Below are 20,309 nucleotides of genomic sequence, written 5' to 3'. Positions count from 1 at the left end.
CCCCCCGCATCAACACACTGCTGATCACTACCACCGGACTGATCATTGCGGCGACGAGCCTGATCAAGTCCTGCTCCTAGCTCCTCAGTAACAACAAGGTACCAAGAGGCCGCGTGCAGTAACTGTCGTTCACTCGACAGGGATCATACTGCACGCGGCCTCCTGGCGGAGCGCGTTCACCTCCAACGCGCCTTGACTTTCGCTGGTCAACAGCATGAAGAACCCGTATGTAACAGGTTGGCAAAGGCCTCACAGGCCTCTCTTTTTGCCTTTTGATGCACCTCAACGCCTAGCCAGCTGTGTGAGTATTGCGGACCGTCAGCTTGGAGGTGCGCGGCGTGGCCAAGCTCTGGACCTATTTCGACCATTCGGGCGGGCCAAGAGAGGACGGCGTCTTCTTCGAGGAGCTGTTCGCCCTGGAAGACATGGCGGTCGCGGCGATCCGCAGCCTGATCCTCAGGTATCAGACGAACGAGCTGCTGCCCTCCGAAGACCTCGGGGAGCTCGAAGGCTCCTCGATCAGGGCACTTGCCCACCTTCCCCTCCGGCCACCGTACGGGGTCCTATACGCTGCACTACCAGGGCCGGGCAACCTCTTCATCGCCCTATGTCCGGTTGTGTACCTAGAAGGTAAAGTTGCACCATCCGAACGATCGCTCGCTGAGCAGCGTTTCGACCGAGCCCGTGAGGGTTGGTATGGCGTGCGGGGGAAGTAGAGGGGTGGGCACGTCAACTAGAACCCCTATAGCCAAGTCCGATTGCGTCTGACACTATCGGTTGCAACCGATCACTCTCGGCGCAGCGGGTGCATCGATCGAGATTCAGAGGAGGGAGAAGTCGTCGTGACCGCAGGTCGGGCACAGTCAGCTACCCATGGCATGCAAGACGACCCCCGTGGTTCATCGCCGCCGCACGCCCCCTCTCCGAAGTCGGATGCCAGCCGAGATCGCGCCATTGCTGCCCACAGTCACGACATCACAGCGAGAGCAAGGCTAACCCTTGCTCTCGTCAAGAGGCGCATTTTGCATGGAATAAGTCAACGTCGCGTTGCTGACCGCATGCACACAACTCAATCGGCTGTCTCTGAATTCGAAAAAGGGCTTGTTGATCCACGCCTATCTACTTTTCAAAGGTACGCGAGAGCGATTGACTGCCGGCTGGACTTGTCAGTGGTAGAAGATGACGGGCAGCAGCCAGATTCGCAAGTGTGGACATCTACCGTGATTTTCACCTCATGGAAGAACAGATCGCTGCCATACAAAACCGATAGTGTAAGTGTAACAAGAAAGCCAGCCAAAGTTCTGGAACGAGCCCTTAGGGATGGGCGTCTGCAGCAGCACTACCCGGCCTTAACGCACACTCGGAACCCCTATGTCCGAGAGACTCGCGTCATTGATACCCTAGACACCTTCCTTAGTTCGGTAAGCCGTGGCTGAAGAGATATTGAATGCCAAGCAGCTCTCGGATCGGATCGCCGGCTCCGTTTCGCTTATCGATCTCCGACTGAGGCATGTAGAAGCTAACCTGCTATTCCTTGCACCTGAACCTGAGCTAGAAATATGGCCCACGGTGGAACCGTCAATGAGTCGTGTCAAAGACTTGGTAGTATTTGACACCAAGTACGTTATTCAGGCGCAGGACTCTCGACAGCGGCCAGTAGTGGAAGCGGAAGCGACTTTCACACTAATATTCAAGCTGACTGATCAAACTATTTCCTCCGAGGACCTCGCGGCGTTCGGCGCGGTTGGCGCACTGTCTGTCGCCCATCCTTATGTGCGTGAGTTGATCCATAGCTTGACTGCTCGAATGGGCATACCTCCACTGCTACTCGAAGTGATGCCCCCGGAGTCGGAGCTAGCCTCTACATAACGGCCACGCTTTCAGGTTACGAGAGAGTTTTTGTACCTTCTCGGCAGTCCTAACGCATGGCACAGACTCAGGCGAGTGCTGCTATCCCGTCTGCCGTCGACCCGCCCTCCTGGGAGCAGGGCGCCGCCCGACCCGCCACGTCAAGACGGCCTTGACGCCCGTTCGGACGCTGGCGGGTCGGGCGGCGCCCTGCTCGGCTTGCCCGGGTCGATGGCGGGCGGGATGGCTTACCGCAACACCCACGGACCGCGACGCGCCGACGGCCCCCGGCCATCCTGGAGCCGGAGCGCCCCCGCCGGAGGCGCAGTAAGCGCAACCCTCACACCGGCCCGCTGGCCGCCGGCGGCCCGGCGTGCGCTCCCCGACGCCGCGCGGGCTGCTGGCCGCGCGGCCCGGCCGGCTGCCGGCCCACCACTGCACCCGACAACGGCCTGTCGTCATCCGGCGGCCCACCGGGCTACCCGCCCTCCGCGCCAGCCGCCGGGCGTCCTGCGTGGCCGGAGTCGGAGCGCCAGCGGAGCGACGGACGCGCGCCCAGGCGGCGGCGCGTGCGGCCCGTTCAGGGCCGCCTTGAAGACGTACAGAAAGTTTGAACCACATCGCCTGCAGCCGGCTGGCCTCGTCTCGCCGCCATCTAGGCACGGGATGGTGCGGGCTGAGTGCGCTCCGTATTCTGGCGGGATGGCCGCCCTCGTCGATACCGCCCGGGAAGTTGCGCGACAGCTGCTAGAGACACCGTTGCCCCGTCGATGGAGTCACGTCCAGGCGGTCGCCGCCAAGGCGGACAGGATCAGCGAAGCGGTACCGTTGGAGGATCGGGAGGTGCTCGTAGCATCGGCGTGGCTACATGACGTTGGCTACAGCCCCGACTTGGTGGACACCGGCTTCCACTCCCTCGACGGTGGCCGCTGGCTGCGCCGCGAGCGGTTCAACGAGCGGATTGCCGCCCTGGTGGCTCATCACTCCTGCGCGTGGCTGGAAGCCGAGGAACGTGGGCTCGGTGAGGTCTTGGCCGCCGAGTTCCCTCGGGAGGAAACCGCGGTGACTGACGCGCTCTGCTGCTCGGACATGACGACCGGGCCGGACGGCCAGGATTTCGAGGTGCTGGAGCGGCTGGCGGAGATCCGTTCGCGGTACGGGCCGGAGCACCTGGTGACCCGGTTCATCGGCCGGGCGGAACCGGAGATGGTCGCTGCCGTGCGGCGGACTCAGGAACGGCTCGCCGGCGGCGTCCGTCAGCCGATGTAGGGCTCAGGGCGCTCCTCGTAGCCGTGAGTGATGCGGAGCAGGGTCGACGGGTGAATGTCGAGCGCGGCCAGCTCGTCGCGGGCCACCCACCGGACGTCATGTGACTCGTCGCTCGGGGTCGGGGTACCGCTGACCGGCACGGCGCGGAAGCAGAGCGAGAACTGTTGCCGTACCTCGCCGTCGGAGTACTCGATGACATGACCCGGGTCGGAGTAAACGCCGACCATGCCGGTCACCTCGACGCTGATCCCGGTTTCCTCGTGGGTCTCCCGGACTGCTGTTTCTGCGACCGGCTCGCCGATCTCCTGGCCGCCGCCGGGCAGGGACCACAGGCCGTTGTCGGTGCGCTGGATCAGCAGCACCCGGCCGTCTTCGTCTCGAACGAAAACGGAAACGGCCACGACGATGCTGTTGGCCTTCGGGGCGTTCGGGTCGTGGTAGTGCTCGGTTCTCGCCATGCCTCTAGGCTGCCACCTCGTCGCCTGGACGGGGCTTCGAGGCACCCAAGACTCGGTCGAAACTGTCGGAGTAGGTGCGGAACAGGTCGCCGCCGTTGAGCTTGCGCAGGTGCATCACGGGCGCGTGTGGTGCCGGAAACCCGAGCACGTGCATGTTCACCAACATCTCGTCATCGAAGCGGTAGATCGAGTTGTACAGGGTCGTGTCGTGGTAGAGCACCTTCACCCCTGGCGCACCATCAAGCCGCTTGTAGTACTGCTGAACCTGCCGGATTTTCGCGGCCATCACGCCGGGCGTGCCCTCCTCGACGCTCTTCCGTTCGATCGCCTCGCTGGTCGGGTCCCCGAGCAGGATGTTCACCGCAACACCGTCAACGCCCTTTTGACGCAGGATGTCGACAAGCCTCGGGTCCTGCTCCACGAGGAAGAGGCCGGCGTAGGCCAGCACGTCGATCCGCTTCTCTGCCCGCTCGATTAGGCGACGCCAGAGGTCGTACGGCACCGACGATCGCCGGGAGTAGAGCTGGACCATCTCGCTCTGCCCGATCTTCGACGCCTTCTCCGGGGTCACCGCGTCCGGCCACAGGTACGGCACGTCTTCCCGCACGATCGCCGCGATTGCGTGGCGGTGACGGGGGTACGGCGTCCGATCCTGCGTGATCCAACGCTCCACCGTCTTCGAGTCGACCCCGATTCTCTCGGCCACTGCGGCGGGGGTCAGGCCGTTGCGCAGGATGGCATCGCGTAGCCGCTCGTTCGGCATGTGACCCTCCTCAAGGGACGACTAGGGACGAGTTGAAGGTAGCCGAGACGTCCCCTAGTTGTCCAGCCCATCGGATGGGCTGTCCCCGGCTTTCGGGGAGCCTTATCCGCAGAGGCCACGAGCAAGAGTCCACCGGGGACAAGCTCATTACCTGGCCCGAGACACAGGAGGTTTGTTGTGAAGCTGTACGTGGACACCCAGAGCAAGCAGGTTCAGGTGACGAAGGACCCGGAGCCGAAGAACGACCAGAACGGCAACCAGCGGTCGGAGAAGAACACTGGCCGGCTCATGTGGTCCACCCAGGTCTTCGTGCTCGACGAGACCGGTGGCGAGATCATCACCATCACCACGGCGGGTGAGAAGCCGAGCGTGACGGTGGGACAGCTCGTCGCTGTCGAGCAGTTGGAGGCCATTCCGTGGGCGACCAACGGGCGTAACGGCGTCGCGTTCCGCGCCATCTCGCTGAAGTCGAAGACTGGTAACTCGGCGGCAAAGTAGGTCCCTCGCTCACCGCACTGCGTGAGCTTCTGGTGTCTCATGCACGAAGCGGCCCAATGGTCCGCTGATCCATCTCACTCGGCTCGGAAACGTCTCTGGCTCCTACGCCTCCGAGCCTGGCAGCTCTGTTGCCACAATCATCGCTGGCGCGAGACCGGTCCTGACCTGTCCGTCGGCCGGTCCCGCCTGCCCTTCCAAAGGAAAGGGAGAAGTAGATGAAGTGTTTCATCTGCGGAAGTCCTGCTACCAGGCGGGTCGAAGTTCAGAAGATGTCTGGAACGTCCACGAGGTACGTCTGCTGCGATAGCTGCGAGCCTCGGCACATCCCGCAGGGGGATGTGGTCGCCATCAAGTCGGAACCGATTCGCTGATCTAAAGCGCATCTGACATTTCCGCTGAGTAATCGAGTGCGGGGTCGGTCTGGCTCCTACACCCACCGACCCCGCTCTCTCCAACCCATCCAGCCCAATCGCTTGGGAGGACGTGTCATGTCCAAGTCTAGCCCTCGCCGCTCGTTCGGCCGGCAGTCAACCGGAATGGTGACAGTCATCGAGGCCAAGGTTCACCGGTCCTCGGCCCGGAACGCCCGGATGGCGTTCATCCTCACTGCGGTCATCATCGGCATCCTCGCGGCCGTGGTGGCCGCTTCCTACGTTCACCCCATCATCGCGCTGTTCGTGGGCGTGGTCGTCGCCGTCCCATGCGGCGCTCTGGCCTGGCTCCTGGTCCGCATCTGGCCGGTGCTGCGGCTGCTGTGGTGGTGGACCCCCGAAATCGCCCTGACCGTTCTGCTGCTCGCGGGCTGGGTGCAGCTCGCCACCCACACTCCGACCCTCGTCACCCTGGTCGTCGTCGCCGTCGTCCTTGGCGTTCCGGCCGCTGTCCCCGTTGCCCGCCGCCAGGTCGTTGCCTGGGTGTGGTGCCTGATCGTGCGCCACCGCCTGCGCGTGTGCTTCGCGCAGTTCATCGTCGCCAACCAGTCCGGTTCCCTCCCGCTGGTCCTGTGGGCTCGTCCGACGCCGGTCGGCGAACGGGTCTGGGTCTACCTGCGGCCCGGCCTGTCCCTGGCGGACCTGGAAGGCCGTCTCGACAAGATCGCCGTCACCTGCCACGCCTCGTCCGTCCTGGTCGAGCGCGCCTCCGACGGCAACGCCGCGTACCTGCGGTTCGACATCAAGCGCCGTGAGGTGCTCACCGCAACGGTCACGTCTCCGCTGGCCGACGTCATCAACCCCGACGCCCCGGCTATCGACCGGCCGACGCCGGTCATCCCCACCGCCCTGGACCTGCCTGATGTCCAGGCACCCACCATCGCGCTGCCCATTCAGCAGCCCAAGAAGCCGGCCGCCACGTCGGCCAATGGCAGCAAGCCGGCCTCCGCACCATCGTCGGACGTCGACGACGTCTCCGACTGGATCTGACCCCACCCGCACCCGACCCGGACGCGGGGAGCCCTACGGGCTCCTTCGTGTGGCTTCCCGCGCCCATCAACGCCCAAGGAGGGCACCCATGACCACGGCAACCGCCCCGACCGCCGGCATTCCGGTGGGGCCCGGCCTGTCGATGTTCGACCCGATCTTCCTCGGCATCGACGAGTTCGGCCAGCACGTGAACGTCACCCTGGCCTACCGCAACCTCCTCGCCGGCGGCGAACCCGGTGGAGGCAAATCCGGCCTCCTCAACGCGATTGCCGCCCATGCGGCTCTCTCGGCGGACTCCCGCCTCGTGCTGCTCGACGGCAAGCTCGTCGAGCTGGGCCAGTGGGAAGACTGCGCTGACGCGTTCATCGGCCCCGACATCGCCGCCGCCCTGGCCGTCCTGCGCCGGCTCCAGCAGGTGATGAACAACCGGTACGCCTGGCTGCGCGCCCACGGGCGCCGCAAGCTCACCCCCGCCGACGGCCTGTCCGTCATCACCGTCCTCGTCGACGAGATCGCCTTCTACTCCGCCACCATCGGCAGCAAGCAGGAACAGGAAGAGTTCGTCGCCCTGCTGCGCGACCTGGTCGCCCGGGGCCGGGCCGCCGGTATCCCCGTTGTCGCCGCGACTCAGCGGCCGTCGTTCGACATCATCCCCACCTCCTTGCGGGACCTTTTCGGCTACCGCGCCGCGTTCCGCTGCACCACCCCGAACAGTTCCAACATCGTCCTGGGCCACGGCTGGGCCGAGCAGGGCTACTCCGCCACCGACATCGCCCCCACCAACCAGGGCGCGGCCTACCTCATCGCTGAAGGCGGCGTTCCCCGCCGCATCAAGGTCGCCTACCTGTCCGACGCCCAGATCGCCGGCATCGCCGACTACGCGGCCTGGATCCGACGTCCCAGCGGCATCACCACCCCGACCGGCTCCCCCTCTGACTGGGGGATCGCGGCATGACCACCCGAGAGCGCACCTATGCCCGCGCCAACAACCAGCGGGCCGCTCAGTACACCGAACTGTGGGTCATCGGCAGCCCTGAGGACCTGGCCGTGATGTTCGAGGCCGCCAACCGCACCGGACGACTCGTCTTCGTCTCCGCGCCCATCCCGATGGGCGGCGACGACACCCGCTTCCGCCGCTACGTGCGGCTGCGCAACCAGTAGCAGTCGACAGGACCGGACCACGCCTGGCAGCAATCCCCGGTCCTGCCGACCTCCACCAACAGCCCTCGAAAGGACGTGGCTGCCATGAAGGCTACCCAAATCCCACCCATCACCGGAACGGTCACTCCCGCTGACCTGCTCCGGATGGCTGCCCTCTACCTGCGCCGGCACGGCTGGCACCAGGGCACCTACTACGCCCCCACCACCGACACCCCCACCCCGCCGGCCTGCGCCAGCGGGGCTATCGCCATGGCCGTTGCGGGCCGCCGCGCCGACCAGTTCCACGGCCTGGGCTGGGAAACCGAAGCCACCTTCCGCCAGGTCGTCCGCATCCTCACCGCCTATCTCGACGACCACGAGCCCATCCGCGCCATCGACGAGGACGGCTTCCTCATCGACGAACACTCCTTCCCGTACTCGTGGAACGACGACCCCGGCCGCACGGCCGAGCAGGTCATCACGGCGCTTGAGGCCGCCGCCGACGAGTGGGACTCCCTCCACACCACCGGGGGCGAGAACCGATGAGCACTGTCAAGAAGTCCTTGACGCCTCACCTCCCGCGACAGAAGCGCCGGGAGGTTGTCGAGAACGACGAGTTCGCCGCCTTCGCTCGGCGCATCATCCGGGCCCACGGCCGCCGCGTCGCTACCGGAGACGTCGAAGCTCTCCGCGACCTCCTCGCCCTGTCCGACGCCATCGACCAAGCCGTCTCCGACGCCGTCGTCGGGCTGCGGGCGTTCGGCTACTCCTGGGCCGAGATCGGCTCCCGCCTCGGCATCTCCCGGCAGGCCGCCCAGCAGCGCTGGGGAGACCGCCCGTGACCACCACCATCTATGACCCGACCGGCACCCGCACCGGGTTCCCCACCTTCCCCTACCGGATGGCACCCGACGGCCTGGCCACCCGCCGCCAACTCCGCACCGCCGGCCTGCGACCCGCAGGACAGGAACCCGTCGCCCAGATCATCTGGCGTCGCGGCAAGCGCGTCGCCTACCTCTACCGCCTCGACCACGCCAAGCCCAAGCGCACCGCCACCCCTGCCCAGCGGGTGGCCATTGGCAAGGCGCTACGTGCCCGGCGTACCTGCGGCGTGTGCGGGCTGCTCCAGCCCTACTACATCCCCCGCCGCTACGGCTGCTGCCTCGACTGCCACGGAGGCCACTGACCATGTCCGTTCCTTGCCCCTGCGGCGACTACTACTGCGCCGACAACACCCCGCTGACCACCACCGACCGCAGCGACTGCTGCCAGTACTGCGGCTTCCACAACTGCGACGTCTGCGGCTGGACCGCCCCCGCACCGACCGGAGGTGACCAGCAGTGAAGCCCACCGCCGGCCCTCGTCTGGAGGGCGTCGTCCTGGTCCTCATCCTCCTCGCCGTCGCCGGCTTCGCCGGAGCCGCGTCCTTCACCCACGTCAAAGACTGGACCCTCGCCAACTCCCCCACCGGCACCGGGCAGTGGTTCGGCTGGGCCAACGCCGTCATCTCCGAACTCGTCCCCATCGCCTGCCTGCTCACCATCCGGCGACGTCGCCGGCTCGGTGCTCCCATCGGCTACCCGCTCTTCCTGCTCCTCGCCGCCGCCGGGCTCTCCCTCGCCGCACAACTCGCGGTCGCCAAGCCGGGCATCTCCGGGTGGCTCCTCTCCGCCGTTCCCGCCCTGGCGTTCATGGCCCTGGTGAAACTCGTCCTTGCCCCGGCACACACCGCTGACAACACCGCCCCGTCCGCCAAGCCGGCCGAATCGATCCACGTCCAGGTGGCCGAGCAGGTCACCACCGAACCGGCCCCGCCGGCCGCCATCACCCCGACCCCTGCCCCGGTTCCCGAGCCGGTCTCCACGCCGGTCATCGAGCCGGAACCCGTCACCGTGCCGGCACCGGAGCCGGTCGACGTCCCCACTCACCTGCTGCCCATGGCCCGCTTCGCCGCCGTCCAGCACGAGCAGAACACCGGGTCACCGATCACCCCGGTCGAGCTGGCCGACCGGCTCGACATCACCCCGGCCGCCGCCGGGCAGCTCCTCACCACCCTGACCGGTGGTGCCCGATGACCATCTACCTCGTCGACATCGAACACATCACCCACACCTGCCCCGCCAACCCTGACGGGCACCCCTACGACATCCGGCGCACCGTCGTCGACGTCATCCCCGGCGGTCCCTGCCGGACGCCGGTCACCGTCCGCTGCGGCGAACAGACCGCCCTGATTCCCTGCCACCGGCACGAGCCGGCCAAGCGCCAATGCGGCGCCTGCCGGGTCATCGTCACCGAACGCACCATCACCACCCGCACCCCGGACGGGGCTGCGGCCTGATGGCCTCGACGCTGGAACTCACCCCCCGCGCTTCGGCCCGGGGGGTGGGCTCGAACGCCGACACCATCGTCTACGACTACACCGCAGCGGGGGCCGCCTTCACCCGCGCCACCCGCCCCGACTACTTCGGCTGGATCGAACACATCCGCGCCGCCGCCGGCTGCACCCGCCCCATCCGACTCGCCGGCCAACTCCTCACCGTCGACTCGACGACCGGCCGGGTCGTCGAGCAGCGGCACACCGACGGCATGCCCGACGCGGTCATCTACACCCCCTGCGGCAACCGCCGGGCCACCGTATGCCCCGCCTGCGCCCACACCTACCAACGCGACGCCTACCAACTCCTACGCGCCGGCCTCGTCGGCGGCAAAGGCATCCCCGATACCGTCACCCAGCACCCCGCCGTGTTCCCCACCTTCACCGCCCCATCCTTCGGCCCCGTCCACGTCCGGGCCGTCCGTAAGCACACCTGCGCCGACCACAAGCGCTGCGACTGCCGCCCCGACCCCTGCCACGCCCGACGCGCCACCGACCCCACCACCGGCCGCTGCCCCCACGGCCGCCCCGCAGCATGCTGGGCCCGACACGAACCCGGTGACGCCGTCCTCGGCCAACCGCTGTGCCTCGACTGCTACGACCATGACCACCAGGTCGTCTGGAACCTCTACTCCGGAGAGCTGTGGCACCGCACCAAGCAGGCCGCGGAACGGCACCTCGCCAAGATCGCCCGCCGCTGCGGCATCCCCCGCGTTCAGGTCGTCACCGCCTCCGGCAACACCCGCGCCGTCGCGCCGGTCCGGCTGTCCCACGGCAAAGCCGCCGAGTTCCAGGCACGCGGCGCGGTCCACTTCCACGCCCTGGTGCGCCTGGACGGCGTCGACCCGGACAACCCGGCCGCTGTCGTCCCACCACCGGCCGCGTTCACCGTCGCCGACCTCGTCGACGCGCTCCGGCACGCCGCCGCGCAGGTCGCGTTCACCACCCCCGCCCACCCCGATCAGCCCGACGGGTGGCCGATCACCTGGGGCGAACAGCTCGACATCCGACCCATCACGCTGACCGGCGGTGGTGAGGTCACTGACAGCATGGTCGCCGGCTACCTTGCCAAGTACGCCACCAAGAGCACCGAGGTAACCGGGCACCGCTCCACCCGCCTCACCGCCGACACCATCGCAGACCACGCCGACCCCGACGGCGACCACACGGCCCGCCTCATCGACGCCTGCTGGCGACTCGGCCGACCGACCGGCACCCCGGTCCCCCTGTCCCAACGCCCCCGGGACCCCCGGCCCCGGCCCGGCTTCGTCGACCGCTGGGAGTGCCCCGACTGCGGCACCCACACCCGATACCGGGCCTGCCCCGTCTGTGTCGCCCAGCGTCAAGCCGCCCTTGACACCGAAACGACGACACCGGCCAACGCCAACCCATACGCCCGACTGCGCCGGTGGGCGCACATGCTCGGCTTCGGCGGCCACTTCCTCACCAAGGCCCGGCGGTACTCCGTCACCTTCCAAGTCCTGCGCGACGCCCGCCGCTCCTACCGGCAGCACGAGGACCAGGACCACACGCACCCGACCCCCGGCGGCCAACTCGTCGACGACTTCGACGACACCACGCTGATCGTCGGCACCCTCACCTTCGCCGGCGTCGGCTGGCACACCACCGGAGACGCACTCCTCGCCAACACCGCCGCTGCCATGGCCAGAGAGCGACAAGCCGCCGGCCGCGAAGAACTCGCCCACGAACTCGGCACCACCCCTGCCGGCACCACGCCGGCTGCCGCGTAACGAGAAGGGAGACCTCATGGACAGGCTGCTAACCGTCGAGGAAGCGGCTGCGCTACTCGGCACGACCGAACGCTTCCCCCGACGGCTGATCGCCGAGCGGCGGATTGCGTTCGTCAAGCTCGGCACCCACGTACGGATCCGGGAGAGCGTCTTGATCGCCTACATCGCCGAATCGACCGTAGAACCGCTTTCCGTGCGTTGGCGTAACGGGGCGGTGGCCTGATGGGTGCCGCTCGTAAACGCCGCTTTGGCCGGCTTCGCAAGCTGCCCTCCGGTCGGTACCAGGTCCGCTACCTCGGCCCGGATGGACTCGACCACCCGGCCCCGAGCACCTTCCGCAGCAAGGCGGAGGCGGACCGGTTCCTCAGCATCGTGGAAGCCGACATTTCCCAGGGACGATGGATCGCGCCATCTGCTGGCCGGACGACTATCGCCGAGTGGGCCGAGCAGTGGTTCACCGCCACTGAGTCCGGGTGGAAACCCAAGACCCGGCACACCTACCGGTCGGTGCTCGACCGCCTGGTCCTCGTGCACCTCGGCCGTACGCAGCTGGCCATGCTCCGCCCGATCGCGGTGAGCCGGTGGATCGGCACGCTGTCGGCAACCCTCAGCGCCTCGCAGACACGTCAGGCGTACCGACTGCTCGCGCAGATAATGGCCTCGGCGGTGGACAACGGCATGATCCCCTCGTCGCCGTGTCGGGGTGTCAAGTTGCCTCGGATACCGGAAGCCGACCCGCACATCCTCACCGTCGAAGAAGTCGCCCGGCTCGCCTCGAACTGCACTCTCGGTGATCGGGTTTTGGTGCTGTTGCTCGCTTACGGCGGCCTACGCATCGGTGAGGCTCTGCCGCTGCGTCGCCGTCACATCGACCTCACCAACAGCAGGGTAGTCATCGCCGATGCGGTCAGCGAGTTACCGGGTGGCCCTGTCATCGACACGCCGAAGAACCATCAGCGGCGAGCACTGCTGGTGCCCGCGTTCGTCGCCGAGCTGGTCGGGGAGCACCTCGCTACCCTCCCCGCCGACCCCGACGCCTTCGCCTTTCCCGGTCGGCAGAAGCACACCGCCCACCGACAGCAGAGCTACTACGGCTTCCGCCGCCGGTTCGTCCAAGCTGTGGCAGCCGCCGGGCTTGCCGACATCACTCCGCACGACCTGCGCGCCACCCATGCAAGCTGGGTGGCCGACTCTCACGGTGTTCTCGTTGCCGCCCGTCGGCTCGGACACGCCAACGCCAGCGTCACCACCCGGCACTACGCCCGCGCTCTCGACTCCCGCGATGCCGAGGTAGCCGCTCACCTGGACAGCCTCGGTCGGACACGATCGGGCACGCAACGGGCACGGAAGTCCCGGAAGGTTGGAGAATGATCGGTGATCAAGGGTCTGACCTGGTGCCCCCGGCAGGATTCGAACCTGCGACACACGGTTTAGGAAACCGATGCTCTATCCCCTGAGCTACGGGGGCGCGAGGGCCTAGTCTAGCGACCTGGGGGTTCGCCTGGGGTGGCAGGGAGTGGCCCACGTTCACCCGCGTCACCCGGACCCTGTTCTCCCAGCCCAGGAGCACACCTGGAGCACACGAACCCCGGTTTGCGACCGGAGGTCGACTGCGGTGACCCGCGTTGGCACCGGTTCGCCCCGGTTGGCATCCGCTGGAGAGCACACACTGGCAAGGTCGTCATCGTCGCACCCAGCGCCTGATTCCCAAACTGACCGACCACTGAAGGAGAACGCCACGACGATTCCGGCTGGCCCGGCCCGGCGGTCAGGCCACCGGTCGTACCGTGAAACGGCGTCTGCGGCTGCGTCTCATCGGCCCGACGAGACGCAGCCGCACCGGGCGGAGGGCCTTGATTCCCTTGTCCGCTCAACTGACGGAGGTGACCCCCGTCACCGCCCCGCCCCGGTCTTGTAGCATCGGCCCCCGTGCCGGCATGGGAGTTCTCGCTTCCTGCAGTTTCGTTTCGCTCGCCCCCCGGGGCGGCCCCGGACGTGCCGTTCAGCGTCATCCTGCGAGCAGCCCGCGAGCGCGCCGGTGTTACGCAGCGGGAGCTGGCCGACCGGGCCGGCGTGAGCATCGCGACCATTCGTGATCTGGAGCAGGGCCGCAGCCGACTTCCACGCCGGGCATCGCTGCACGCCATGATCGAGGCACTGGGGCTGTCCGGCGAGGGAGCTGAGCTGGTGCGGGCAGCCGCAACGGCCCGCACGGAACCGGCACCGCAGCCCGACCCCGTGCCCGGCGCCCCTGTCGACGAACTCTCGGTGGCGGTGCTCGGGCCACTTCAGGTGCGGTGCGGTCCGCACGAGGTGGAACTGGCCTCCACCAAGCAGCGCCGCATCCTCGTGCGACTGGCGCTGAACGCCGGCGAGGTGGTGGGACGCGAGGAACTCGTTGAGCTGCTGTGGGGTTACCAGCGGCCACAGCGGGCCCAGCAACTGCTGCAGAGCTACGTCGGCCGGCTCCGCCGGAAGCTGCGACTCCACGACGCGACGGGGGTGCTCCGCGCGGCAGGCGATGGCTACCGCCTCACGCTCGCGCCCGGGCAACTGGATCTGCTTCGGTTTCGCCGGCTCATCGCGCTGGGTGCCGGCGAGGCCGACCCCGAGCTGGCCAGCAACCATTTCGCCGCAGCGGCGCTCCTGTGGCGCGGCGAGCCGGACGTGGAGGCGCTGCGCGACATTCCGGTGACCACCGCTCTGCGGCATCAGTACGCACAGCTCCTCCGCAGCTGGGCGGCGCTCGCCCGGGAATTCGGCGGCGGCGAGCAGGTGCTGCCGCCGTTGCGGGAGTTGGCCTGGCAGTTCGAGCTGGACGAGCCGGTGCACGCCGAGCTGATCATGGTCCTGTCAGCCAGCGGCCGGCAGGCCGAGGCGCTCGCCACCTACCAGCGGATTCGTGCCGCTCTGGTGGAGCACCTGGGCATCGAGCCCAGCCCGAAGCTCCGGCAGGCGCACGACTACGCGTTGCAGCGCCGCGAGTCGCCGGCCCCGGCGCCGGCGCGCCGCCCGGTGCTCCAGCAGGCGCCCGCCCCGCCGCCGGGGTTCGTCGGACGGGCCACCGAGCTCATCACGATCAGGGCCGCGTTCGAACGACGTACGTCCGAAGAGGGGCAGGTCTCCCCCAACATCGTCACGCTCAGCGGAGCTGCGGGAGTGGGCAAGACCGCCCTCGCCCTGAGGGCGGCGCACCAGTTACGCACCGGCTACCCGGATGGGCAACTCTACGCCGACCTGCGGGGCGGAACCGGGGCAGCCGTCGCACCCATGGAGGTGCTTGGACGGTTCCTGCGCGCCCTGGGCGTGCCGGCTCGCCAGGTTGGCGTGGATGAGGCCGAGGCGTCGGCGTCTCTGCGCAGCGAGCTGGCCGACCGCCGAATGTTGATCATTCTCGACAACGCGCGGGAGGCGGCGCAGGTACGGCCGCTGCTTCCCGGTCCCGGCCATTGTGACGTACTGGTCACGAGCCGGTGGCGACTGCCGGACCTCGCCGGCGCGACCGTCGTCGACGTCCCGACGCTGCCCATCTCGGACGCCGTGAAGCTGATCGCGGATGCTTGCGGCAGCCGGCCGCAAGCAGATCCCCGCTCGACCCAGGAGGTCGCGCTGGCGTGCGGGAAGCTGCCGCTGGCACTTCGCATCGTGGCCGCCCGGCTCGCGAACCGGCCAGCCTGGAGCACCGCCGATCTGGCCCGGCGGCTGCGGGACGTGAACGGGCGGCTGGCCGAACTGGCCGTCGGCGACTCCAGCGTCCTGGCCAGCTTCCAGCTCAGCTACCAGGACCTCAGCGAAGCCGCACGGCGGGCGTTTCGGCTCTGTGCCCTGCATCCCGGTGACGACTTCGGTCTCGATGCCACCGCGGAGGCGCTCGGCCTGGACCCGGTCGCGACGGACTCTGTCGTCTGTGAGCTCCTGGATGGCAACATGTTGCTCCAACTGACCGCAGATCGATTCAGGTTCCACGACCTGCTCGGGCTGTATGCCGGCAAGCTGCTCGCCGACGGTGATCCCGGTGAGCGCGACGCCGGCCGGAGGCGTCTGCACGCCTGGTATCTGGAACACCTGATCGCCGCGATGGGGTGGGTCTCCCCACACACGGTCCAACTACCGACCACCGTCCCCGGGCGGGCCGATGCCTTCGCGGGACAGGACCGGGCACTGGAGTGGCTGGACCGGGAGGTCGCCGCGCTGGTGGCCCTGGTCGAGCAGACCGCCGCGCGGGGTCCGGACCCGCTGAGCTGGCAGATCGCCGACCAGCTACGGGGGTACTTCCTCGTCCGGCGGCATGTGGATCGATGGCTGCGAACGGCGGAAGCCGGTCTGCGGGTCGCTGCGGAGGCAGCGGACGAAGCCGCACAGGCCGCGCTGCTCATCAGCCGCGGGCAGGCCATGTGGGCCCTGGGTCGCCACCGGGAGGCACTGGACGACTACCTGGCGGGCGCGCTGCTGGCCGAGGCGGGCGTATGGCATGAGGCCGCGGCGTACCTGTGGCACAGCATCGGCGTCGTACAGGCGGAGCAGGGCCTGCTCGACGACGCCCACACCTCGTATCGACGCGCGCTTACCCTGTGCGGTGACGAGAGCGCCGGGTACGTCCGGTCTCTCGCGCTCAGCGGTCTGGGTGCCATGTACGCGGATCAGGGGCGGCTCCGGCCCGCCGCCGAGTGCTTCACCGCCGCGCTACGGATCAACGAGCGGGCCGGCCGGGAGGCGTCTGCGCTGTCGACGCGGGGAAACCTCGGCATGGTGCTGCGTCAACTCGGCGAGTTCGACGAGGCCGCATCTCATCTGACAGCGGCACTGGCCGGCTACCGACTACGCTCGAACATGCACGGAGAGTTGTCCACCCTGGACGAAATCAGCCAGCTCCACCGGCAGCAGGCCGCCCCGGTCGCCGCCGTCAGCGCGGCCCGGGAGGGTTACGACGTCGCCCTGATCGTCCGCGACCAGCGTGCCCAGGTGGCGTTGCTGACCACACTGGGCGAGGCGCACCTGGCCGGCCTGGACGTGTCGGAGGCGACGCGGTGCCTGCTCCAGTCGCAGGCCATGGCGAGGCAGCACCACTACCCGTATTTCGACGCCCGCGCCGGTGTGGGCCTGGCCGGCGCGTTCCTCTACACCGGCGACCGCGACGCCGCGCAGCGGGCCTGCGAGCTGGCCCGCGACACGGCACGGACGCACGGTTTCCGCCTTCTTGAAGCGGATGCCCTGGCGGCGCACGCCCACTGCCTTGCCGGGCAGGATTCCCGGGCGGCGGGTCGGTTGGTCGACGAGGCAGTGACCATCTATCGCGCCGCAGGGGCGGACCGGATGGCGGACGCCCTCACCCGACGGTGGCTTCGGCCACCGGCCACCCGATTTTGACCAGTCGGAACGGCGGTAAGGAACCGGTACGGGACAACTACGGGAAGCCGGACGTCGGTCCCGCGTACCAGCCCGTCATTAGCTTCCACGCGATGGGAGTAGTCATCGATCTCGGGTGCCGACGGAAACCCACCCACGAGAATGCTCCCGAACGGCTCGCCCAGCCTCGCGAGGAGAACACCCACAATGGATACCCCGTTGGACTGTCATCGGCTTCCGAAGAGGGTCGATCCGATCACCGGTTGCGGGGGCGGCAGCCCGGCGCCGCTGTCCCCGGGCAGAGCATCATGACCCTGCGCTTCACACTACTGGGCCCGGTGGGTGTCACGGCTCACGGCTCCCCGGTCAACGTGGATCGGCCCCGCCGGCGGGCGGTGCTGGCCTACCTGCTGCTGCACGCCAACCAGGTGGTGTCGGTCGACCAGCTGGCCGCGGCGATCTGGGGAGTCAGCCCGCCGTCGACGGCGAGAGCCCAGATCCAGTCCGAGATCTGGGCGCTGCGCCGGAGCATCCAGCAGGCCGACATCGCCACCGAGCCGATCGTCACCCAGCCCGGCGGATATGTGCTGGCACTGGCGCCCGACCAGCTCGACCTGGCGAGGTACACGACCCTGACCACGACGGCCCGGGTCGAGGGTGAGCGGGGCCTCCTGGAGAACGCCTGCAAGCTCATGCGCGAGGCATTGGCGCTCTGGCGGGGAACTCCCCTCTCCGGTGCGGCCGCCGACTTCGTCGAACCCGGCCGGTTGCATCTGGAGGAGAGACGCCTCGCCGACCTGGAATGGCTCCTCGGCCTGGAGCTGACCCTCGGCAGGCACCATGAGCTCATCGCCGAACTGACCCGGTACGTTGCCGAGTATCCGCTGCGCGAACGCCTGCGCACCCAGCTCATGGTTGCGCTGTATCGCTGTGGCCGGCAGCTTGAGGCGCTCCGGGTGGCCCGGCAGGGCTGCGAGATGCTCGCCGATCAGCACGGGCTCGACCCCGGCCCGCTGCTCCGCGACCTGGAGCTGGCCATCCTGCGGCAGGATCCCAAGCTCGATCTTGACGAGAGGGCCACGCCGGACGGCAGCGCCGCTGTCACGGGCACGGCGTTGCCGGGGTGGCGCGCCGAGCGGCGTCCTCACGCCGCCGCGCGTCCCGACAGCACTTCGCGGTACGCCTGGACGCTCTCGGCGGTGGCCCGGGACAGCAACTCCGGCTGAGGCCGGCGCCCACGGCGCAGCCCGTCCACGACAGCGGACAGCCACGCCCGGACCTCGTCCCCGGTCATCCGTACCAGGTAGTCGTCGCCGCACTCCGGCGGATCGAGGCAGATCCCGCCGTGGCCGACGGCCTCGGGCAGCCCGCCGGTCCGGGTGGCGACGACGGGCACACCGTGCACCACGGCCTCGCGGGCGATCATCCCGAAACTCTCCCGCCACAGGCTCGGCGCCAGCAGCAGGTCCGTCTCGGCGTACAGCGAACAGACGTCGGCGCGGTAGCCGACGACCTCGACGCACGGCAGTTCCGCCGCGACGATGCCCTCAGCGGCCAGATCGGCGGCGGTCCAACGTCCCTCCACGAAGCGGAAGCGGAACGGCAGGTTCGCCCGGATGGCGGCTGCGACCAGGTGCATCACCACACCGAGACCCTTGGCCGGCTCCGGGTTGACGAAGGTGAGCCGGTACGGGCCGGACCGGGCGGAGCCGGCGGGGTCCGCGCCGGGCGCACAGGAGCACGGGCGCAACAGCGGCTCGATCGGCCGGGCATTCCGACCGGTCTGCCCAAAGAAGAGGTCTCGGGCGAATCGGGACGGGACCACGACTTCGTCGACGAGGCAAAGCGTCTGCGCGACGGGCCGAAGGTCGGCCGCGGGATGCTCCAACACGACCGGTACGCCCGCCGCCCGCAGCCGCTGCGCTAATCCGGTCTCCTCACCGAGATGCCCCCAGAGCAGGGCCGCATCCGGACGGTCCTGGTGGAGCAGCCGGTCGAGTGATCCCGCCAGGGTGCGCAGCGCCGCGCCATGACCGCTGCCCGCCGCACCGGGGTCCATCGGCCCGTCCAGCACCGTCACCCGCTCACCGGCGGTCCGCAGTGTCGCAGCGAGCTGCCGGAGGTGGATCGCCTCGCCCGACTGCCCGGTGGAGATGCGGTGCACGCTGACGACGAGAAGGTGTTTCATCGCCCGCCACGCACCCCACCGGACCGGTACGAGGGCAGACCGAATTCGCCACGGATGCGTTCGAAGGCGGCAGCCCGGCGGCGAAGCAGCTCGACGCCGGCCGGATCGTCCTTGCGGTAGACGAACGGGGACAGCCAGACCACTGCCCGGTCGTCGAGCGGGCGCAGGGACCACGGCGTGTCCGCCAGTACCGCCTCTGCCTGCACGGCGTGCGCGAAGGCGACGACCGTCGACGGTGCGAACGGCAGCGCCGCCGTGTGCCACTCCAGCCCTTCGGCGAGCTGGGCGACTTCCTCCGGGTGCTCGCTGTCACCGCCGACGATGCGCAGGTCGTCGGGGTGCTCCGAGACCCGCAGCGCCAGCCGCTGCCCGTGCTCGCGGACCAGCCGCTGGACGTCCGCAGCCTTGGCCCGCAGGGTCGCCATGGAGCCGGCGGTCACGGACAGGTCGAGGACGAGCCCGTCGTGGGCGGTGGCGATCCCCTGCGCCCGCCGACGCGCCTGCGGTGCCAGGATGGAACTACTCGCCAGCCCTTCCACGAGCAGCTCACGCCAACAACGCACCAGTTCCTCGGTCAGGGCCGGCTCGGAGAGCACCACCAGCCGCATCGCCTGCGCCGGTGCCGCCTGGAGGACATGGGTCAGCTCCACCACGATCGGGCCGTACCCGCCGGTCTGGAACAGCGCTCCCTGGCCGTGCGGACCGGGCGGGTAGGGCAGGGCGCCCCGGACCCGCGCGTCCTCCGCACCGGTCCAGCCCAGCCGGTGCATCGAACCGTCGCGTTCCATCACCAGGAAGTCCCGGCAGTGCCGCTCGCGTTCGCCGAGCCCGGAGAGCAGCCCCCGGTCGAGGGCGTTGCCGAGGACGGAGGTGTGCGGTCCGGAACCCGGCGGCGGCAGGTGGAACGGCGCTCCGGCGTCGGTCAGTGCCGCCTTCAACCTGGCGAAGGTCACCCCGGGCTGCACCGTGGCGAGACCGATCTCGACATCCAGGCTGAGCCGGTCCAGTCGGGCCAGCCGGACGATCACGCCGGGCGTGCGCACGCGGGAGTCGTCGTACCCCCAGTTTCGCCCGCGACTGTCGACCCGCCACGGGACCGCGCTGTCGTTGAGGATCCGGACCACCGCGCCGAGCTGGGTCAGCGACGTGGGCTCCACCACCCATTCCGGCGGATGTCCACCGGGCACGGTCGACGCCGCCGATGCCGCCGACGTCACGATGGCGCCCGCGTTCGCCAGCCTGTCGAACACGCC

22 protein-coding genes and 1 tRNA gene are annotated in these 20,309 nt (G+C 68.8%); 18 read left to right on the top strand and 5 right to left on the bottom strand.

The window, feature by feature from the left end:
• Positions 1-338: 338 nt before the first annotated feature.
• The 3 genes from ACH4T9_RS00965 (at position 339) to ACH4T9_RS00955 (ending at position 3,117) form a co-directional block, all read left to right on the top strand.
• Positions 339-716, top strand: coding sequence for a hypothetical protein (locus tag ACH4T9_RS00965; RefSeq protein ID WP_396669163.1), 378 nt, complete (start codon positions 339-341; stop codon positions 714-716).
• A gap of 162 nt (positions 717-878) precedes the next feature.
• Positions 879-1,436, top strand: a complete 558-nt coding sequence (locus ACH4T9_RS00960) for a helix-turn-helix domain-containing protein (protein WP_396669866.1) — start codon at positions 879-881, stop codon at positions 1,434-1,436.
• Positions 1,437-2,550: 1,114 nt separating this feature from the next.
• Positions 2,551-3,117, top strand: coding sequence for an HD domain-containing protein (locus tag ACH4T9_RS00955; RefSeq protein ID WP_396669162.1), 567 nt, complete (start codon positions 2,551-2,553; stop codon positions 3,115-3,117).
• On the opposite strand, the gene ACH4T9_RS00950 is transcribed toward ACH4T9_RS00955, so the two are convergent.
• Both ACH4T9_RS00950 and ACH4T9_RS00945 read right to left on the bottom strand, forming a co-directional pair.
• Positions 3,105-3,575: an NUDIX hydrolase gene (locus ACH4T9_RS00950; RefSeq protein ID WP_396669161.1), complete on the bottom strand. Its 471-nt coding sequence runs from the start codon at positions 3,573-3,575 to the stop codon at positions 3,105-3,107. The two genes, ACH4T9_RS00955 and ACH4T9_RS00950, sit on opposite strands and share 13 nt — an antisense overlap.
• A gap of 4 nt (positions 3,576-3,579) precedes the next feature.
• Entirely contained in the window at positions 3,580-4,338 is a 759-nt protein-coding gene (locus ACH4T9_RS00945) for an XRE family transcriptional regulator (protein ID WP_396669160.1), read from the bottom strand.
• A 177-nt stretch (positions 4,339-4,515) separates the two neighbouring features.
• On the opposite strand from ACH4T9_RS00945, the gene ACH4T9_RS00940 reads away from it, so the two are divergent.
• The 13 genes from ACH4T9_RS00940 to ACH4T9_RS00880 all read left to right on the top strand — a co-directional run bounded on the left by ACH4T9_RS00940 (position 4,516) and on the right by ACH4T9_RS00880 (position 12,893).
• Positions 4,516-4,836, top strand: coding sequence for a hypothetical protein (locus ACH4T9_RS00940; protein ID WP_396669159.1), 321 nt, complete (start codon positions 4,516-4,518; stop codon positions 4,834-4,836).
• A gap of 488 nt (positions 4,837-5,324) precedes the next feature.
• Entirely contained in the window at positions 5,325-6,257 is a 933-nt protein-coding gene (locus tag ACH4T9_RS00935; protein ID WP_396669865.1) for a hypothetical protein, read from the top strand.
• A gap of 88 nt (positions 6,258-6,345) precedes the next feature.
• Positions 6,346-7,212: an FtsK/SpoIIIE domain-containing protein gene (locus tag ACH4T9_RS00930; RefSeq protein WP_396669158.1), complete on the top strand. Its 867-nt coding sequence runs from the start codon at positions 6,346-6,348 to the stop codon at positions 7,210-7,212.
• Positions 7,209-7,418, top strand: coding sequence for a hypothetical protein (locus ACH4T9_RS00925; RefSeq protein ID WP_396669157.1), 210 nt, complete (start codon positions 7,209-7,211; stop codon positions 7,416-7,418). Before ACH4T9_RS00930 ends, ACH4T9_RS00925 begins: the two co-directional genes overlap by 4 nt.
• A gap of 84 nt (positions 7,419-7,502) precedes the next feature.
• A complete protein-coding gene (locus ACH4T9_RS00920; RefSeq protein WP_396669156.1) occupies positions 7,503-7,943 on the top strand; it encodes a hypothetical protein in 441 nt (146 codons plus the stop codon).
• On the top strand, positions 7,940-8,239 hold the full coding sequence (locus tag ACH4T9_RS00915; protein ID WP_396669155.1) for a hypothetical protein: 300 nt from the start codon (positions 7,940-7,942) through the stop codon (positions 8,237-8,239). Before ACH4T9_RS00920 ends, ACH4T9_RS00915 begins: the two co-directional genes overlap by 4 nt.
• Positions 8,236-8,583: an RRQRL motif-containing zinc-binding protein gene (locus tag ACH4T9_RS00910; RefSeq protein WP_396669154.1), complete on the top strand. Its 348-nt coding sequence runs from the start codon at positions 8,236-8,238 to the stop codon at positions 8,581-8,583. Before ACH4T9_RS00915 ends, ACH4T9_RS00910 begins: the two co-directional genes overlap by 4 nt.
• A 2-nt stretch (positions 8,584-8,585) precedes the next feature.
• Entirely contained in the window at positions 8,586-8,741 is a 156-nt protein-coding gene (locus tag ACH4T9_RS00905) for a hypothetical protein (RefSeq protein ID WP_396669153.1), read from the top strand.
• Complete coding sequence (locus tag ACH4T9_RS00900; protein ID WP_396669152.1) at positions 8,738-9,472, top strand: hypothetical protein; 735 nt, start codon at positions 8,738-8,740, stop codon at positions 9,470-9,472. The genes ACH4T9_RS00905 and ACH4T9_RS00900 overlap by 4 nt, the downstream gene beginning before the upstream one ends.
• Positions 9,469-9,735 carry a hypothetical protein gene (locus ACH4T9_RS00895; RefSeq protein ID WP_396669151.1) on the top strand — a complete coding sequence of 89 codons (267 nt, stop codon included), beginning with the start codon at positions 9,469-9,471 and terminating at the stop codon, positions 9,733-9,735. The genes ACH4T9_RS00900 and ACH4T9_RS00895 overlap by 4 nt, the downstream gene beginning before the upstream one ends.
• Entirely contained in the window at positions 9,735-11,522 is a 1,788-nt protein-coding gene (locus ACH4T9_RS00890; RefSeq protein ID WP_396669150.1) for a replication initiator, read from the top strand. The genes ACH4T9_RS00895 and ACH4T9_RS00890 overlap by 1 nt, the downstream gene beginning before the upstream one ends.
• Positions 11,523-11,538: 16 nt before the next feature.
• Positions 11,539-11,745, top strand: a complete 207-nt coding sequence (locus ACH4T9_RS00885; protein ID WP_396669149.1) for an excisionase family DNA-binding protein — start codon at positions 11,539-11,541, stop codon at positions 11,743-11,745.
• 149 nt (positions 11,746-11,894) lie between these two features.
• Positions 11,895-12,893, top strand: a complete 999-nt coding sequence (locus ACH4T9_RS00880; RefSeq protein ID WP_396669148.1) for a tyrosine-type recombinase/integrase — start codon at positions 11,895-11,897, stop codon at positions 12,891-12,893.
• Between the two features lie 21 nt (positions 12,894-12,914).
• On the opposite strand, the gene ACH4T9_RS00875 is transcribed toward ACH4T9_RS00880, so the two are convergent.
• Positions 12,915-12,990: transfer RNA gene (locus tag ACH4T9_RS00875), tRNA-Arg, on the bottom strand.
• Positions 12,991-13,517: 527 nt separating this feature from the next.
• Between ACH4T9_RS00875 and ACH4T9_RS00870 the strand changes: the two genes are divergently transcribed.
• Positions 13,518-16,889, top strand: a complete 3,372-nt coding sequence (locus tag ACH4T9_RS00870) for a BTAD domain-containing putative transcriptional regulator (protein ID WP_396669147.1) — start codon at positions 13,518-13,520, stop codon at positions 16,887-16,889.
• A 287-nt stretch (positions 16,890-17,176) separates the two neighbouring features.
• Positions 17,177-18,094, top strand: a complete 918-nt coding sequence (locus ACH4T9_RS00865) for a BTAD domain-containing putative transcriptional regulator (protein WP_396669146.1) — start codon at positions 17,177-17,179, stop codon at positions 18,092-18,094.
• On the opposite strand, the gene ACH4T9_RS00860 is transcribed toward ACH4T9_RS00865, so the two are convergent.
• Positions 18,013-19,056, bottom strand: coding sequence for a glycosyltransferase (locus ACH4T9_RS00860; protein ID WP_396669145.1), 1,044 nt, complete (start codon positions 19,054-19,056; stop codon positions 18,013-18,015). The genes ACH4T9_RS00865 and ACH4T9_RS00860 overlap by 82 nt on opposite strands.
• On the bottom strand, positions 19,053-20,306 hold the full coding sequence (locus ACH4T9_RS00855; RefSeq protein ID WP_396669144.1) for an FAD-binding protein: 1,254 nt from the start codon (positions 20,304-20,306) through the stop codon (positions 19,053-19,055). Before ACH4T9_RS00855 ends, ACH4T9_RS00860 begins: the two co-directional genes overlap by 4 nt.
• Between the last annotated feature and the right edge of the window lie 3 nt (positions 20,307-20,309).

Origin of the sequence: Micromonospora sp. NPDC020750 (genome assembly GCF_044334565.1) — a bacterium.
Lineage (GTDB): Bacteria > Actinomycetota > Actinomycetes > Mycobacteriales > Micromonosporaceae > Micromonospora.
The sequence above is the reverse complement of the archived record's forward strand: the minus strand, read 5'-3'. Positions and strand labels throughout refer to the sequence as shown.

What these genes read in the sequence shown, in the direction of transcription:
- ACH4T9_RS00960 (WP_396669866.1), top strand. Translation starts at nt 879, where the DNA reads ATGCAAGACGACCCCCGTGGTTCATCGCCGCCGCACGCCCCCTCTCCG.
- ACH4T9_RS00955 (WP_396669162.1), top strand. Translation starts at nt 2,551, where the DNA reads ATGGCCGCCCTCGTCGATACCGCCCGGGAAGTTGCGCGACAGCTGCTA.
- ACH4T9_RS00950 (WP_396669161.1), bottom strand. Translation starts at nt 3,575, where the DNA reads ATGGCGAGAACCGAGCACTACCACGACCCGAACGCCCCGAAGGCCAAC.
- ACH4T9_RS00945 (WP_396669160.1), bottom strand. Translation starts at nt 4,338, where the DNA reads ATGCCGAACGAGCGGCTACGCGATGCCATCCTGCGCAACGGCCTGACC.
- ACH4T9_RS00935 (WP_396669865.1), top strand. Translation starts at nt 5,325, where the DNA reads ATGTCCAAGTCTAGCCCTCGCCGCTCGTTCGGCCGGCAGTCAACCGGA.
- ACH4T9_RS00930 (WP_396669158.1), top strand. Translation starts at nt 6,346, where the DNA reads ATGACCACGGCAACCGCCCCGACCGCCGGCATTCCGGTGGGGCCCGGC.
- ACH4T9_RS00925 (WP_396669157.1), top strand. Translation starts at nt 7,209, where the DNA reads ATGACCACCCGAGAGCGCACCTATGCCCGCGCCAACAACCAGCGGGCC.
- ACH4T9_RS00920 (WP_396669156.1), top strand. Translation starts at nt 7,503, where the DNA reads ATGAAGGCTACCCAAATCCCACCCATCACCGGAACGGTCACTCCCGCT.
- ACH4T9_RS00915 (WP_396669155.1), top strand. Translation starts at nt 7,940, where the DNA reads ATGAGCACTGTCAAGAAGTCCTTGACGCCTCACCTCCCGCGACAGAAG.
- ACH4T9_RS00905 (WP_396669153.1), top strand. Translation starts at nt 8,586, where the DNA reads ATGTCCGTTCCTTGCCCCTGCGGCGACTACTACTGCGCCGACAACACC.
- ACH4T9_RS00895 (WP_396669151.1), top strand. Translation starts at nt 9,469, where the DNA reads ATGACCATCTACCTCGTCGACATCGAACACATCACCCACACCTGCCCC.
- ACH4T9_RS00890 (WP_396669150.1), top strand. Translation starts at nt 9,735, where the DNA reads ATGGCCTCGACGCTGGAACTCACCCCCCGCGCTTCGGCCCGGGGGGTG.
- ACH4T9_RS00885 (WP_396669149.1), top strand. Translation starts at nt 11,539, where the DNA reads ATGGACAGGCTGCTAACCGTCGAGGAAGCGGCTGCGCTACTCGGCACG.
- ACH4T9_RS00865 (WP_396669146.1), top strand. Translation starts at nt 17,177, where the DNA reads ATGACCCTGCGCTTCACACTACTGGGCCCGGTGGGTGTCACGGCTCAC.
- ACH4T9_RS00860 (WP_396669145.1), bottom strand. Translation starts at nt 19,056, where the DNA reads ATGAAACACCTTCTCGTCGTCAGCGTGCACCGCATCTCCACCGGGCAG.